Below are 14,456 nucleotides of genomic sequence, written 5' to 3'. Positions count from 1 at the left end.
TGCCCTGTACACTGGCCCGCATGCTCGAAGCCGTGCTCAATGCCTTTGCCGATTCCGTCAACGCTCTACTGATCGGAATCCTGGTGGCCATCGGCATCATGCTTCCGCGGGGTAGCTATCGCAAGATTGCGGCCCTAGTCATCGTCGGTGATTGGTTCGGCGTGCTTACCGCAGCGGCCGTGGTCATGTTCGTGTTCGTCGGCATCCAGGACAAGGTGGCCGCCGCACTGGAATCGCCGCTGCTCGGCTGGGGGCTGGTCGTCATCGGTCTAGGACTAGGCCTCTTGGCATGGCGTTCCAAGGGCGAGCCCAATGAGATGGTACAGAAGCTCCTCGGCCCGCTGCGCACACCTTCGGCCAAGACTGTCGCGGTAGGCTATGCCATGGGCGTTATCCAGTCCTTGACCTCCGTGCCTTTCTTCTATGGCCTGATGCACCTGGCGGCCGGAGATTTCAGTAACACCATTAAGTACGGTGGACTCTTCTTCTATGTCACCTTCGCGCTCTCGCTGCCCACGCTGTGCGGGCTTTTCATCGCTGTGGTTCGGGCGAAACCGCATTCCTGGGCGGGCCGCGCCTTCGCATGGGCGCGGGATAATTCTGCCGCAGTTGCGCTCTGGAGCGGCTACGGCGTGGCCGCCTTCCTGATGATCATGGGTATCTTCGCTTTGCTTTAGGGCTCGCTTTTTAAGTGATGCGACTGCTGTCCTAGCTTCGCGGACGTGGAACTGGCCTAGCTGTACTGACCGGGAACGTTCGTTGACTTGCGTGGCATCGCCCGGGCACTGTATCCTCGGCCGCATGTACTCAGGCATCGCCTCAATGAAGCTGCGTTCCGTCCGCTGACGGCGGCGGGACCCCTTATGACCTCTCGTCTGCCGTCCTGGCCATCTGCCGGGCGGCCGCTTCGTGGTGCCCGGCTCCATGACGAGCTGAAAGTACGCAATGCCAACCACAGAACCTTTACAGTCATGTGCCTGGATCGGGACACCCCAAGGGCACGCTGCACACATCCGCGCTGAGTCACTCCACCTGACACTCGGCGACAGGCCGCTGCTGAGTGGGACTGACGTCACCGTCTCCACCGGGGCGCGACTGGCGATCGTCGGCGACAACGGCCGGGGCAAGACCACCTTGCTCCATATACTGGCGGGGATCTTGAAACCCGACTCGGGAGTGGTGACCCGGGTGGGTTCCCTCGTCCTGGTCAAGCAGGACATGGCCACCGAGGGCGATCGCACGGTCGGTGACCTCATTGCCGAGGCGACCGCCCCATCCAGGGCCGCTCTGCAGGCCCTCGACGTGGCTACCGCGGCGCTGGCCGCGGGCGATGACGCGGCCGACGCCTATTCCGCCGCACTCGAGGCGGCCACGCGGCTGGACGCCTGGGATGCAGACCGCCGTGTTGACATCGCCCTGGCGGGCCTGAACGCCTGTAGCGACCGCGATCGGGTCCTGTCGACCTTGTCGGTCGGCCAGCGGTACCGGGTACGGCTGGCGGTCGCCCTCGGATCGACCCCTGACCTGTTGCTGCTGGACGAGCCCACCAACCATCTGGACGCTGCAGGGCTGTCCTTCCTGACTGAGCGACTGCGGGACCACCCCGGTGGCTTGGCCTTAGTCAGCCACGACCGCGCCCTGCTGCGCGACGTGGCGACCAGCTTCCTGGACCTCGACCCGACCCGCGATGGCCTTCCGCGCACCTACGCGGGCGGTTACGAGGGCTGGATCGAAGGGCGGCAACGAGAACGGGCCGCCTGGGAGCAAGACCATGCCGCCCAGGTCGCCCGGCATCAGGAACTGGCCCGCGCCGCCGCCGACGCACGCTCCCGCCTGTCGCAAGGCGGTTGGCGACCCGACAAGGGCACGGGCAAGCACCAACGGGCCACGCGCGCTGCCGGGGTGGTCCAGGCTTTCAACCGCCGCATCGTGGACCTGGAGCGTCATCAGATCGACGTGCCAGAGCCACCGCTGCGGTTGGCATGGCCCAGATCGTCAGCGCGGACCGGTCAGAACATCGTCAACGCCTCCATGCTCACCGTGACTGACCAGTTGGCCACCCCGGTCTCGGTGGACATCAGCGGTGGAGACCGGTTGGTGGTCACCGGGCCGAACGGTGCTGGGAAGTCCACACTGTTGGGGCTTCTCGGTCGGCGACTGGCCCCGAGTACAGGCCAGCTGCGGGTGAACCCGAGGGCGCGCGTCGCCCTGTTGTCTCAAGAGGTCCCTGACTGGGACGACGCCCTCCCCGCACACGTGGTCTACGAGACGTACCTGGCCACGCAGGGCCGCCGATCACAGGCACCCTCCCTCGGCTCACTCGGGCTGCTTGAGCCCGCGGCAACCCGCACACCCGTGGGGCACCTGTCGCAAGGGCAACAACGCCGCCTCCATCTGGCCATGTGCCTGGCGGTGGACCCGGACCTGTTGCTCCTGGACGAGCCCACCAACCATCTGTCATCGAGCCTCGTCGACGACATCACCACCGAGCTCCTGCGGACCTCCTGCGCCACGATCGTCGCCACGCACGACCGGCAGATGCTCGACGACCTCACCGACTGGCCCCACCTCAGCCTTGCCCCAAAGGACCTGCCATGAACCCCCTTCGCCCCTTGTCCGTCCCCGGCTACCGACCGCTGTTTGCAGCGATGGTGCTCACAGTCTTCGCCCAGGGCGCCTGGACCCTCTATTTAGCCATGCAGACCCTCGACCTGGGCGCCACGGCGGCCACCTTGTCGGGTGTCGTGGCGTGGAGCGGCATCGGCCTGCTCGCAGGATCCTTGCCCGCCGGGGTACTTGCGGACCGCGTCGCTAAGAAGTCTGTCATCGTCGGCGTCCTCACTGTCAACCTCGCCGCCTCGACGACGACCTCCACCGCCGCCATCTTCGACGCGGCCACTTTCTGGATGCTGGCAGTGTCCGCGTTCGTCATCGGCGTCTCGACTGCCTTCTTCTTCCCGGCCTACACCGCGCTCGTGCCCGTCCTCGTGGGAAGCGACGACCTGATGGCCGTCAACGGGCTCGAAGGGACCACCCGACCGCTGGTAGGACAGACCCTCGCCCCCGGCGTCGTCGGTGCCGTCATCGGCGCGAGCGTGCCCGCCGCGGGCGGGTACCTCATCTCCGGCGCGCTCGGACTCGCCCTGATCGCCGCCCAGCGGCTTCCTGCCCCTTGCTCTGCCGAGACCGACGCCGAAGCTCCGGCCACCTCTGCGCTGCGGGACCTGCTCGACGGGTTCGGCTACGTCGCCCGCACGCGCTGGGTTCGCTCCAGCGTGCTGTTGGCGGCTGCCATGGGCCTGGCCGTGACCGGCCCGCTGGAAGTTCTCCTGCCCGCGCTCATACGCTCGACCCATGACAACGCTCCGGCTGTGTACGGATTCGTCCTCGGAGCTCTGGGCGTCGGCGGCCTGGTGGGTTCCCTCGTCGCCGGCTCATGGCCCACCCCCTCACACTTCCTGCCCGTAATGGTCGGCGCATGGGCACTCGGCTGCCTTCCATTGGCCATCCCCGCACTCACCAACAATCCGTGGATCATCAGCGCCGGACTGGCGGTCTACGGTGCGTCGATCGGAGTTGGGATGGTCATCTGGGGCACGGTCCTGCAGGAACACGTACCGCTGGAGATGCTTGGCCGAGTCGCCAGCCTCGACTTCTTCATCTCCATCGCCTTCATGCCACTGTCCATCGCACTCACCGGACTCCTCAGCCGACACATCGCCGCTGCCAGCTTGTTCATCGCCGCCGGACTCGTGCCGCTCGCCACGACGATCCTCCTTGCAGTCCTGGGGCAACTCCGAACGCCGCGGACGACGCCCGTCGCAGCAGGTGAGGAGTGATGCACGCCAACGCCACCCTGACACCTCGCCACCGGCTCAAGGTGGCCCAGCTCGTCGTCGACGACGGTTGGCCCATCAGCGAAGTCGCCGCCCGCTTCCAGGTCTCCTGGCCGACCGTGAAGAGGTGGGGCGACTGCTATCGCGCCGGCGAGTCGATGCAGGATCACTCGTCCCGGCCGAAGACCTCACCGAACAAGACGGACAAGGCGACGACGAAGCGGTGCGTCAGCCTGCGGATACGGCTGCGTGAGGGCCCGTGCAGCTCGCCGCCCGACTCGGCATCGCACCCTCGACCGTCCACCGCATCTTGGCCGGTGCCCGACTGAACCGGCTTTCCTACGTGGACCGCGAGACTGGCGAACCGATCCGCCGGTACGAACACCCCACCCCGGCTCCCTGCTCCACGAGGACGTGAGGAAGCTCGGGAACATCCCCGACGGCGGTGGCTGGCGCTACGTCGGCCGCCGCCAGGGCGACCACAACCGAACGGCGACACCGGGTAAGCCGAAGAGCAAGGTGCACAACCCCAGGCTCGGGTACGCGTTCGTGCACACCGTCATTGACGACCACTCCCGCGTCGCGTACACCGAGGTCCACGACGACGAGACCGCCGTCACCGCGGTCGGGGTCCTGCATCGGGCTGTGGCGTGGTTTGCCGATCGCGGCGTCGCCGTGGAGCGGGTGCTGTCCGACAACGGTGGCGTCTATCGCTCGCACCTGTGGCGGGACACCTGCGAGGCCTTCTCGATCACCCCGAAGCGGACGCGTCCGTACCGGCCGCAGACCAACGGCAAGGTAGAGCGCTTCCACCGGACCATGGCCGACGGGTGGGCCTACGCCCGCTGCTACACCAGCGAGCAAGAACGACGCGACGCCCTGCCGGATTGGCTGCACCAGGACAACCAGCACCGCCCGCACACGGCCTGCGACAACCAGCCGCCGTTCTCACGATTGATCAATGTCCCCGAGCAGTACACCTAGCTGACAAAACTGTGGCTGATCTTGCAGGGCGGGCTCAAGAACTTTGGCAACTAGGGCAGTTGCGGCGTTAGTCGTAGAGGACGTCGTCGAGGGGGAGGGCGTCGCCAAGCAGTGCCTGATCCTTTGCAATGTTGACGTAGCGCGCGGCGTGTGGGATGAAGGCGGCGGATTCCTCAGGGCTCAACTTGCGGCGCACCTTGGCGGGTACCCCAGCGGCTAGGGTACCGCCGGGAATATCCTGGCCTTCGAGCACCACCGCGCCGGCGGCGATGAGAGAACCTGGGCCCACGGTGGAGCCGGAGAGCAGGGAGGATTTCATGCCGACGAGCGTGCCCGCGCCGACGCGGGTGCCGTGCAGCATGGCCATGTGGCCCACGGTGACATCATCCTCCAATACGCAAGGCTCTCTGGACTCGACGTGGATGACGCAGTTGTCTTGGATGTTGACGCGGGCGCCCAAGCGGATAGAGCCAACGTCCCCGCGCAGCACGCTGCCGTAGAACACCGAGGAATTCGGGCCGATGGTGACGTCACCGATGATGGTGGCATTCGGGGCAATCCAGGCGCTGCGGTGGATGCGGGGAATGTGTCCTTGGAAAGGGAGGATGAGCATGGCGGGTGAACTTTCTTAAGAGCTGGTGGTTTCGACGGACACGGCGAGGGAGTCCGAAATTTCGTAGTCGCCAGGCTCGGCACTCAAATGTGCCAGGGCCTTCCTATCGGAAGGGGACAGAGCGATGGCCCAACCCCGCTTGGGATCATGAACGGGGCGCTGCGCAGTCGTTGTGGGGGTAAGGTGCAGCGTGGCTTGAGGGCCACGTAATTGTGCGGGCTCGCCGGAGCGAGCTACCTCACTCAGTACGTGTGCGCCGGCTGGGGAGGTAACCAGGATGATAAGCCCGCCGGCCGTGTGGACGGACAGCTGATCAATAGAGACCTCAACGGCGTGGGGATCCGGGGAGGCCAAGCGGACGCCGGTGGAACCGTCGAGCTTATCGATGACACTTCGAACCGCAGTAAATAATCCCATGGCGTGATCCTAGCGTGGGGGTACCATCGGGCACTGTGATTGACGCGAAAGATACAGCACTAGTCATTGAAGGCGGTGGCATGCGCAATTCCTATACCGCCGCGTGCATCGTCAAACTCTTGCAAGAGGAGGTGGAATTTGGCTGGGTCGGGGGCGTGTCCGCAGGCTCCTCACACACCGTGAACTTCCTTTCCCGCGACGTGTGGCGCTCAGAGGAATCCTTCGTGGACTTTGCCAAGAACCCCAGCTTCGGTGGTCTGGGATCGTTGTTGCGCGGAAGTGGCTACTTTAACGCTGAATTCATCTATGAGAAGGCTGCTGACCAGGACATGCCTTTTGATTGGGAGGCCTTCCAGGCCAACCCTGCGCAGATGTGTATTGCTGCTGCCCGCGCCGATACCGGGGAGAGCGTCTACTGGGGGCGCGAGGATATTGACACCCAAGAGGATCTGATGGTGCGGGTACGTGCGTCCTCCACCTTGCCGCTTATCATGCCAATGCGAGTGATCGATGGCGCTCCCTATGTCGATGGCGCCATGGGCGAGTCCGGTGGCATTCTCATCGAGCAGGCGGAGAAGGCGGGGTTTAAAAAGTTTCTCTTTTTAGGGTCTAAACCGCGCGGCTATGTGCGGCCCAAGGTGGCGCGCCCCACGGCACTGCGCCGAGTATTCCGGAAGTACCCAGCGGTGGCGGAAGCCATGATTACCCGCCCTCCGAAGTACAACGCTTCCAAGGACCGGCTCCTCGAATTGGAGAAGGAAGGTCGTGCTCACCTCTTCTTCCCTGAGGACATGCAGGTATCCTCCACTGAGCATGATGTGGCGAAACTGCGCGCCAATTTTGACGCTGGTCGCACACAGACCTACGCTGAGTGGCCTGCTTGGCGGGAGTTCCTGACCACGTAGCTCTTGGTTGCTACTGGACGGCGGTGCTCGTCGGCCTCGAGAAATGAGACTTTCCTCTCATGTATCTATGGCAACATCTTGTGAAAAACCTGTGCGCTGCACTGATGATCAGTAAGCGATAGAGATACACATTCCGCCACGTGGATTTTCCCGCCCACCTTCCTAAAATTACTGACCGTGATGTCACTATTTGATGGAAATATTTGGCTGAGCATCTTTTTTATTGCGCTGCTCGGCACATTGTTCGGGATGATTCCCTTCGGCCCGCTGCGCTTTGGTGCGGCGGGTACATTGTTCGTTGGCCTCGCTTTCGGCGCGTTCATCGAGCTGGACGGAACGATTCTTAGCAGTCTGCAGGAGATGGGCCTCGGCCTCTTTATCTACATGCAGGGTCTGTCTGCCGGTGAGCGCTTCTTTAGCGGCTTTTCGGCGCAGCTTAAGCACATGATTACAGCTGCGATTGCGGTGATTGTTGCTGCTGGAGTAGCCCTGCTGGCAGGCGGATGGCTGGGATTGTCCCCGTTGCTTTCGGTCGGTGTGTTCTCTGGTGCGACGACCTCAACGGCGTCGCTCGCCGTGGCACAGCAACAAACTGGTGAGGACCTGCCGGCCGTGGGGTATTCCTTGGGCTACCCGGTGGGTGTGGCCGTGGCCATTTTGCTTGTGGCGTTTCTGCTTAAGCAGTCATGGCCTGGAAAGAAGGACCAGGATAATTCCGCGGAGGAAATTTTCCGCTCCCGCACCATTCGTGTGACAAAGAACATCACCTACGATGAGCTGCTTGAGCGTTTTGAAGATCACTTTGTTATTGCAACGATCCGCCGCGGCAACACCAGGATGGTCGCCGGCGATCATCCGGATATCAGGAAGGGCGATATTCTGCGCGTTCTGGTGACGAAGGCCAAGAAGCATGAGCTTACCGACGCCCTGGGTAAGCGCCAGCCCCAAGTTCCTTTTGTGGACAAGCGCCTCGTCATTGAGAACATCGTGGTGTCGAACTCAGACATTGCGGGTCGAACGGTTCAGGAGCTCAACCTGTTCCAGCGCTATGGCGGACGCATTGTCCGAATCCACCGCGGCGATGACGAGTTCCTCGCAAGCTTTGATACCCACCTCGACGCCGGTGACCGTGTGGACATCATTGTGGAACAGGACCGCTTGGGTGATATCCGCGATTACTTCGGTGATTCGGTCCAAAGCTATTCGCAGTTGAACTGGGTTGCTGTCGGCGGTGGCCTATTCTTGGGTTACCTTGTCGCACTCATCGTCATTCCGATGCCTGGTGGTGCTTCCTTCGAGCTAGGTTTTGCACTTGGGCCGCTCATTGTGGGCCTAATTCTCGGCGCGCTGCACCGCACACGCCATGTGCCTTGGAAGGTGCCGGCTTCCATTAACACCGCTTTCCAGCAGTGGGGCCTGGTTATCTTCCTGTCCTCTGTGGGTCTTGCTTCTAGTGAAGCTTTCCAATCCACGGCTTTTTCCTGGCTGGGCCTCAAGTGCATGGCGCTTGCTGCCATTGTCACCGTGGTTGCCATCGCTATCTTCAGCGTGGCCAGCCGGTTCCTTGGTCAGTCGGAGACCCGCACTGCTGGGGGCATTTCGGGTATCTTCGGTCAGCCAGCAGTGGTCAACTATGCCACGGGGATGAGCTCTGACTCCCGCATCATGACCGGCTATGCCGCCACTATCGTGGTGGCGCAGATCATCAAGATCGCGATTATCCCCATCATGCTGACCCTGTAGGAAGGTTTTTCACCGCGAGACGCCTCGGCGCGGCTTAGTCCGCCACCAGCGTCTCGATGGTGAGCTCCGGGTGCTCCTTCTCAATGAAGGCCAGCTTCCACTTATCGCCGAAGAGGGCGATGAGCTCGCCGTCGGTGCGGGTGAAGATTTCTACTCCACGCTGGCGGCCTAGCTCGGGGGCGGACTCGGCGTCGGTACGGCGAGCCACGGAGTAGGGGATAGGCTCGGTGATGGTCTCCACGTTGTACTCGACGTCCATGCGGGCCTGCATGACTTCGAACTGCATGGGGCCGACCGCGGCCATGACAGGGGCTGCGTCACCGCGGGTATCGTTGCGCAGAATCTGGACAACGCCCTCGGCAGCGAGCTGATCTAGGCCCTTGCGGAAGGCCTTGTAATCACCCAGGGATTTTGCACGCAAAATTTGGAAAGCCTCCGGTGCGAACTGCGGCATGGGCTTGAACTGCACCTTCTTGCCCGTATAGATGGTGTCACCTGGCGCCAGAGAACCGGCGTTGACGAGACCCACGATGTCACCCGGGTAAGCGGTGTCCACGGTGTCACGCGTGCGGCCAAACACCGTCAGTGCGTACTTGGTGGAGAAGCTGCGGCCGGACTGAGCGTGGTTGACCTGCATACCGCGCTCAAATTCGCCGGAGACCACGCGCATGAAGGCGAGGTTATCGCGGTGCTTGCGGTCCATACCTGCCTGCACCTTGAAAATGACGCCCGCGAAGTCATCGGTGACCTCGCGGACCTCATCGATGGCGGCCGCACCACCGGAGCCGGCAGCTTCAATGGCCTGCGGATCCGACTCGCGCGAGCGCGGAGCTGGGGCAATAGCGCAGAGCGTATCGAGGATTTGGTGCACGCCGAAGTTCAGCATGGCAGAGGCGAAGATGAGCGGGGAGGTCACGCACTGCTCAAAGAGCTCCTGGTCGTGCAAAGCGCCGTCGGCAGCGAGAAGCTCTGCCTCCTCCACGGCGGTCTCCCACGCGTCCTCTTCCTTTGAGGCGGCGTCGGCAGGCGCGTAGTGCTCCTCCGGAGCGATGGTGGAACCACCCGCGGTGCGCAGGAAGTGAATGTACTCATCCACCTCGCCATCGGCGGTGACGTGGGCAAGTCCGCGGAAATCGCCGGCAATGCCCACTGGCCAGTACAGCGGGGTGGGCTGCAGCTGAATCTCGTTGACGATCTCATCGACAAGCTCCAGCGGCTCGCGGCCCACGCGGTCCCACTTGTTAATCACCGTAATAATCGGAAGGCCACGGGCTTTACAGACACGGAAGAGCTTGAGGGTCTGGGGCTCGAGGCCCTTGGCGGCGTCGATAAGCATCACCGCGGCATCCACCGCCGTGAGTACACGATAGGTATCCTCCGAGAAGTCTGCGTGACCAGGGGTATCCACGAGGTTGATCATGTACGGCTCGCCCTCATGGCCCTCCGGCGCGTACTCGAACTGCAGAGCAGAGGAAGCCACGGAGATACCGCGGTCTTTCTCCATCTCCATCCAGTCGGAAACTGTGGACTTGCGGTTGCCCTTGCCGTGCACCGCACCGGCCTCATTGATGACGTGCGCATGCAGTGCCAGCGCCTCCGTCAGCGTGGATTTACCAGCATCCGGGTGGGCGATGACGGCGAATGTGCGGCGGCGGGAAGCTTCGGAGGCAATACTCATGCGGGTTAGTTTAGCCGCTGGGTGCTACCACTCCACATCGAGCTGGCGGGCCAGATCATCAAAGACACGCCGCGCCACGGAGCGGTTCTTCGCAATCGGGCGCTTGAGCCCCGGCTTGCGCTTCTGGTTGTAATACTCACCGGACTCAAAATGGATGCTCGGGGTACCGGTGAGGAAGAAAGCGAGGTTCTCGCCCCCCTGGTCCGCGGAGCCAAATCGCTTGCCCATCGCGCTGGCATAGAGCTTGCTCGTTGTGCTCGTGGACGTTGTGCCAAACCCAGTCTTGAGCACACCGGGGTGGAAGGCCACGGAGGTAATCCCGTGGGCGTCGATGTAGCGGGTGAGCAAAATATCCCCCAACTTCGCGTTACCGTAGGCACGCTCCGCGGTGAACTTCTCAAAGGTATTCGGGTCACCTGGGTCAAAGGAGGACATGACCATATTCGCTACGGAGGACGTCTGGACAACGGTGGCGTCGCTTTCCCGGAGGGTATCGCGCAGCAGGGAAGTCAACAGGAAAGGAGCCACAACATTGACCTGCCAGGTGCGCTCAAAGCCGTCTGCGGTGGCGAAAGGGCCGTCAAAAATACCGCCGGCGTTATTGCCCAAGGCATGGATCTGCTCGTACTGGCTCAGCTCCTCCGCAAGACGGCGCACCTGACCCAGCGATTCATAATCAGCCACGTGATAGTTCGCCCCGAGTTCCTCAGCCACAGCCTTCGTCTTCTCCGGGTTACGGCCTACCAACACGAGCATGTCCTGCGGGCGGCGCTTATGCAGGATGCGGGCGGCCGAGGCACCCACTCCGTTGGAGGCGCCGGTAATAACGATGGTCCGGGGTTCGTGGTGCGAGGGCAAGGTGTGGCTCATACCTGGATAGTGTAGGGCGATTCTCGCGGATGCGCGGGGTTAGTTTCTTTTACTTTACGCGGGAGTGGATCTCGTTCTGGGCCTTGGATAGCCCCTCGGCGACGATGAGGCGGGCCGCGTCGGCTGCGGTGGCGATGGAGGATTCGAACTCTGGGGAGGCGTCGACAGGCGCGAGCACCCACTCCGGAATTGACCCACCCTTGCTTGGGCGGCCAATACCCACTCGGACTCGCAGGTAATCGCGGGTCCCCAGGCGCTCAGTGAGGGACTTCAAACCGTTGTGACCATTCTCGTTGCCGCCCTTCTTGAGACGCACTGTACCGGAAGGCAGGTCGAGCTCATCATGGATGACGATGATGCGCTCTGCGGGTACTCCCAGCTGCTCGGCGAGTGGAGCAATCGGATCGCCGGAGAGGTTCATATAGGTGTGGGAGCGCACCACCAGCGCCGTGGTGTCCTCCACGGTGAAAGATGCGACGCTGAGCTTGTGTCCCCTGACCGGCTCAAGAACGTCTCCGGCCTGGGCAAGGAGATCATCAACCGCCATGTAACCCACGTTGTGGCGCGTTGCCGCATACTTCGCGCCGGGATTGCCCAGGCCCACGATGAGCCACTCGGCGCTCAGGTTCGCTGGGTCCAGTCCAGCGGCCTTCTGAGATGAGGGCGCGGACTCGCGGCCGAAGAGGCGGGTAAAGAGGTCACGGAATACGGACACAACGACTTCCTTCAGGGATTTTCTCTAGTCTGGGGTCATGCCTAAGCTTCTTGAGACTATCACTTGCCCGGTTCTACCTGCTCCGATGGCTGGCGGTCCCACCACACCTGCCTTGGTCCGAGCCGCACAGCAGGCAGGTTCCTTCGGAGCGTTGGGACTAGGAAGTGCATCCGTCGAGGCAGCTCAGCGAGCCATCGAAGACTGTGCTGGCATGCGCTTTGGCGTTAATCTTTTCTATCCGCAGCGTGAACTAACTGCAGCCGAACACGCCGCTGCGGAATCCCTTGCAACCGAGGAGAACGCTGTGCTTTCCGACGTCTCCCTGGCCTTCGGCTGGCACGAAAAACTTAGCGCCGCACTCAATGGCGGGGCAGCGGTTCTGTGGTCCATGTTTGGTGCATTTACTACAGAAGAGGTGGAGCGCATCCACGCTGCGGGCGCGGAAGCTTGGACCACGGTGACCACCCCAGAAGAAGCGGCTGCGGCTACTGCTCGGGGTGTCGATGTCCTGTGCGTGCAGGGACCCGAAGCCGGCGGGCACCGCGGAGTGTGGGACCCCGCTGCGGAGCCAGACCAGCGCCCGCTGGCAGAGCTTGTCGCTGCGGTACATGACGTCACCGATCTCCCGCTCATTGCCGCAGGAGGACTCCGCACGTCAGAGGATGTTGCGGCGGCGTTGAGCTGGCCGGGCGTGCGCGCAGTAAGTTGTGGTTCAGCCTTCCTTCTCAGCGAAGAAGCCGGAACCAGTGAGCGTAACCGGGAACTCCTGCGCCGTGGTGGTGACACTGTGTCCACCCGTGCGTTTTCCGGCCGCTATGCCCGCGGGCTGGAAACGGCCTACACCCGCGCCCACCCTGACCTGCCTTTGGTTTACCCGTACCTTAATGCGGTGCTCAAGCCGCGGCGCGCCCGTCACGACGCGGAGGTTGACTACTGCCTCGTAGGTACCCAGGTGGAGAAACTTAACGGGGGTAGTGTGGCCCAGATCCTCGGCCAACTGCTCCCAAACGGGCATGTATAGCAGTTAATATTTACGGTTGAACAGAGTTTTACACCCTCTTTGACGAGAAAAGGATTAAAGCACGTGACTGTAACCCCGCACATTGGGCACGAGGACTGGAACGAACGCCTGGAGCGAGCACAGGAGATGATCCCGCTCATCCACCAGCTGCACCGCAACAACAATGTCGTGACCTCCATTTACGGCCGCATGCTTATCGGTGTGACGGATATCGACATCATCAAGGCTCACCGCTACGCCCGCCGCATTGCCGAGCGTGAGCTCTCCACTGCTGAGACCCTTCCTATCCTCAAGGAACTGTGCGCGATGAACCTGGGCACCGCCTCCGTTGACTTGGGCCGTCTTGCCACTGGTTTCGCAGAGTCGGGCTCCGATAACCTGTCGAACTACCTTGAGGAAACCCTCGTGGACCTCGTGGGCGCTGCCGTGGACAAGGAATCCAAGGATGTTGTGCTCTACGGTTTCGGCCGTATCGGCCGCCTTCTGGCTCGCATCCTCATTGCCCGTGAAGCTGCGTACGGCGGTGTCCGTCTGCGCGCCATCGTCGTGCGCAAGAAGAGTGATACTGACATTCTGAAGCGCGCCTCCCTTCTGCGCCGCGACTCCGTCCACGGCGCCTTCAACGGCTCCATCGCCGTGGATGAGGAGAACGAGGTCATCTGGGCTAATGGCACCAAGATTCAGATGATTTACGCCAACAACCCGGCTGAGATCGACTACACCCAGTACGGCATTGACAACGCCATCGTTGTGGACAACACCGGTGTCTGGCGTGACCGTGATGGCCTGTCCCAGCACCTGCAGTCCAAGGGCGTGTCTCGCGTGCTGCTCACCGCGCCGGGCAAGGGCGATCTTAAGAACATCGTCTACGGCATCAACCACGGTGACATCGAAGAGTCTGACCAGATTCTCTCTGCCGCATCCTGCACCACCAATGGCATCACGCCAGTGCTGAAGGTCATCAACGACCGTTACGGTGTTGTCCACGGTCACGTCGAGACCGCGCACTCCTTCACCAATGACCAGAACCTCATTGATAACTTCCACAAGGGTGACCGTCGCGGCCGTGCCGCCGGCCTGAACATGGTTCTTACTGAGACTGGTGCGGCCAAGGCCGTATCCAAGGCGGTTCCGGAGTTTGAGGGCAAGCTCACCGGTAACGCCATCCGCGTTCCTACCCCGGACGTGTCCATGGCAGTGCTCAACCTCGAGCTGGAGAAGGAAGTAGACCGCGATGAGGTCAACGACTTCCTGCGCAACGTCTCCCTGCACTCTGACTTGCGCCAGCAGATCTCCTACATCGCCTCCCCGGAGGTTGTCTCCTCCGACTTCGTGGGCTCCACCCACGCCGGCATTGTTGACGGTCTAGCCACCATCGCTACTGGCAAGCACCTCGTGCTGTACGTTTGGTACGACAATGAGTTCGGCTACTCCAACCAGGTTATTCGCATTGTCGAAGACCTCGCGGGCGCCCGCCCAGCGGTGTACCCGAAGCGCGTTGACGTTTCTGAGCTCTAAGAGTTCACAACACTGACCGCCCTCACCCGCGTTTGGTGAGGGCGGTTTCTGATGCCCTAAGTCCTCCTTAACCGGCTCTTCCGGTTTCGGGGTGCGTAGCGGGGTGAAGTAGAAAACGACGGGTTTAGCGGGTCACCACAACATATAGGGGTCCCT

At 62.3% G+C, this 14,456-nt stretch carries 12 protein-coding genes and 1 pseudogene; 8 read left to right on the top strand and 5 right to left on the bottom strand.

Annotated elements, in window-relative coordinates:
* Positions 1-20 precede the first annotated feature (20 nt).
* The 4 genes and pseudogenes from HMPREF3149_RS03770 (at position 21) to HMPREF3149_RS03755 (ending at position 4,820) form a co-directional block, all read left to right on the top strand.
* Positions 21-677, top strand: coding sequence for a sulfite exporter TauE/SafE family protein (locus tag HMPREF3149_RS03770; protein ID WP_070536751.1), 657 nt, complete (start codon positions 21-23; stop codon positions 675-677).
* Between the two features lie 268 nt (positions 678-945).
* Positions 946-2,598: an ABC-F family ATP-binding cassette domain-containing protein gene (locus HMPREF3149_RS03765; RefSeq protein ID WP_070536750.1), complete on the top strand. Its 1,653-nt coding sequence runs from the start codon at positions 946-948 to the stop codon at positions 2,596-2,598.
* Positions 2,595-3,839: an MFS transporter gene (locus HMPREF3149_RS03760; protein ID WP_070536748.1), complete on the top strand. Its 1,245-nt coding sequence runs from the start codon at positions 2,595-2,597 to the stop codon at positions 3,837-3,839. Before HMPREF3149_RS03765 ends, HMPREF3149_RS03760 begins: the two co-directional genes overlap by 4 nt.
* A pseudogene (locus HMPREF3149_RS03755) lies at positions 3,836-4,820 on the top strand (IS481 family transposase). Before HMPREF3149_RS03760 ends, HMPREF3149_RS03755 begins: the two are co-directional and overlap by 4 nt.
* Positions 4,821-4,887: 67 nt before the next feature.
* On the opposite strand, the gene HMPREF3149_RS03750 reads toward HMPREF3149_RS03755, so the two are convergent.
* Together HMPREF3149_RS03750 and HMPREF3149_RS03745 are read right to left on the bottom strand one after the other, a co-directional pair.
* A complete protein-coding gene (locus tag HMPREF3149_RS03750; RefSeq protein WP_070536746.1) occupies positions 4,888-5,433 on the bottom strand; it encodes a gamma carbonic anhydrase family protein in 546 nt (181 codons plus the stop codon).
* A gap of 15 nt (positions 5,434-5,448) precedes the next feature.
* Positions 5,449-5,850: a hypothetical protein gene (locus HMPREF3149_RS03745; protein WP_070536744.1), complete on the bottom strand. Its 402-nt coding sequence runs from the start codon at positions 5,848-5,850 to the stop codon at positions 5,449-5,451.
* Positions 5,851-5,885: 35 nt separating this feature from the next.
* Here HMPREF3149_RS03745 and HMPREF3149_RS03740 point away from each other — a divergent pair, with 35 nt between their 5' ends.
* Positions 5,886-6,755 carry a patatin-like phospholipase family protein gene (locus HMPREF3149_RS03740; protein ID WP_042530139.1) on the top strand — a complete coding sequence of 290 codons (870 nt, stop codon included), beginning with the start codon at positions 5,886-5,888 and terminating at the stop codon, positions 6,753-6,755.
* Positions 6,756-6,935: 180 nt separating this feature from the next.
* Positions 6,936-8,498, top strand: a complete 1,563-nt coding sequence (locus HMPREF3149_RS03735; protein WP_246819934.1) for an aspartate-alanine antiporter-like transporter — start codon at positions 6,936-6,938, stop codon at positions 8,496-8,498.
* 34 nt (positions 8,499-8,532) lie between these two features.
* On the opposite strand, the gene HMPREF3149_RS03730 is transcribed toward HMPREF3149_RS03735, so the two are convergent.
* From HMPREF3149_RS03730 to pth, 3 genes are read right to left on the bottom strand one after another with little or no spacing between them, the layout of a single operon-like run.
* Positions 8,533-10,176 (bottom strand): peptide chain release factor 3, encoded by a 1,644-nt coding sequence (locus HMPREF3149_RS03730; RefSeq protein ID WP_070536740.1) that lies wholly within the window; start codon positions 10,174-10,176, stop codon positions 8,533-8,535.
* Positions 10,177-10,200: 24 nt separating this feature from the next.
* Entirely contained in the window at positions 10,201-11,046 is an 846-nt protein-coding gene (locus HMPREF3149_RS03725) for an SDR family NAD(P)-dependent oxidoreductase (protein WP_070536738.1), read from the bottom strand.
* Between the two features lie 49 nt (positions 11,047-11,095).
* Positions 11,096-11,761 (bottom strand): aminoacyl-tRNA hydrolase, encoded by a 666-nt coding sequence (pth, locus tag HMPREF3149_RS03720; RefSeq protein ID WP_070536736.1) that lies wholly within the window; start codon positions 11,759-11,761, stop codon positions 11,096-11,098.
* 37 nt (positions 11,762-11,798) lie between these two features.
* Here pth and HMPREF3149_RS03715 point away from each other — a divergent pair, with 37 nt between their 5' ends.
* Positions 11,799-12,782 (top strand): nitronate monooxygenase, encoded by a 984-nt coding sequence (locus HMPREF3149_RS03715; protein ID WP_070536733.1) that lies wholly within the window; start codon positions 11,799-11,801, stop codon positions 12,780-12,782.
* Between the two features lie 126 nt (positions 12,783-12,908).
* On the top strand, positions 12,909-14,300 hold the full coding sequence (locus HMPREF3149_RS03710; protein WP_371440944.1) for a glyceraldehyde-3-phosphate dehydrogenase: 1,392 nt from the start codon (positions 12,909-12,911) through the stop codon (positions 14,298-14,300).
* Positions 14,301-14,456 lie beyond the last annotated feature (156 nt).

It is taken from the genome of Corynebacterium sp. HMSC05E07, from assembly GCF_001807225.1.
Taxonomy (GTDB): Bacteria; Actinomycetota; Actinomycetes; order Mycobacteriales; family Mycobacteriaceae; genus Corynebacterium; species Corynebacterium singulare.
The sequence above is the reverse complement of the archived record's forward strand: the minus strand, read 5'-3'. Positions and strand labels throughout refer to the sequence as shown.

What these genes read in the sequence shown, in the direction of transcription:
- HMPREF3149_RS03750 (WP_070536746.1), bottom strand. Translation starts at nt 5,433, where the DNA reads ATGCTCATCCTCCCTTTCCAAGGACACATTCCCCGCATCCACCGCAGC.
- HMPREF3149_RS03735 (WP_246819934.1), top strand. Translation starts at nt 6,936, where the DNA reads ATGTCACTATTTGATGGAAATATTTGGCTGAGCATCTTTTTTATTGCG.
- HMPREF3149_RS03715 (WP_070536733.1), top strand. Translation starts at nt 11,799, where the DNA reads ATGCCTAAGCTTCTTGAGACTATCACTTGCCCGGTTCTACCTGCTCCG.
- HMPREF3149_RS03730 (WP_070536740.1), bottom strand. Translation starts at nt 10,176, where the DNA reads ATGAGTATTGCCTCCGAAGCTTCCCGCCGCCGCACATTCGCCGTCATC.
- HMPREF3149_RS03710 (WP_371440944.1), top strand. Translation starts at nt 12,909, where the DNA reads ATGATCCCGCTCATCCACCAGCTGCACCGCAACAACAATGTCGTGACC.
- HMPREF3149_RS03760 (WP_070536748.1), top strand. Translation starts at nt 2,595, where the DNA reads ATGAACCCCCTTCGCCCCTTGTCCGTCCCCGGCTACCGACCGCTGTTT.
- HMPREF3149_RS03745 (WP_070536744.1), bottom strand. Translation starts at nt 5,850, where the DNA reads ATGGGATTATTTACTGCGGTTCGAAGTGTCATCGATAAGCTCGACGGT.
- HMPREF3149_RS03725 (WP_070536738.1), bottom strand. Translation starts at nt 11,046, where the DNA reads ATGAGCCACACCTTGCCCTCGCACCACGAACCCCGGACCATCGTTATT.
- HMPREF3149_RS03765 (WP_070536750.1), top strand. Translation starts at nt 946, where the DNA reads ATGCCAACCACAGAACCTTTACAGTCATGTGCCTGGATCGGGACACCC.
- HMPREF3149_RS03770 (WP_070536751.1), top strand. Translation starts at nt 21, where the DNA reads ATGCTCGAAGCCGTGCTCAATGCCTTTGCCGATTCCGTCAACGCTCTA.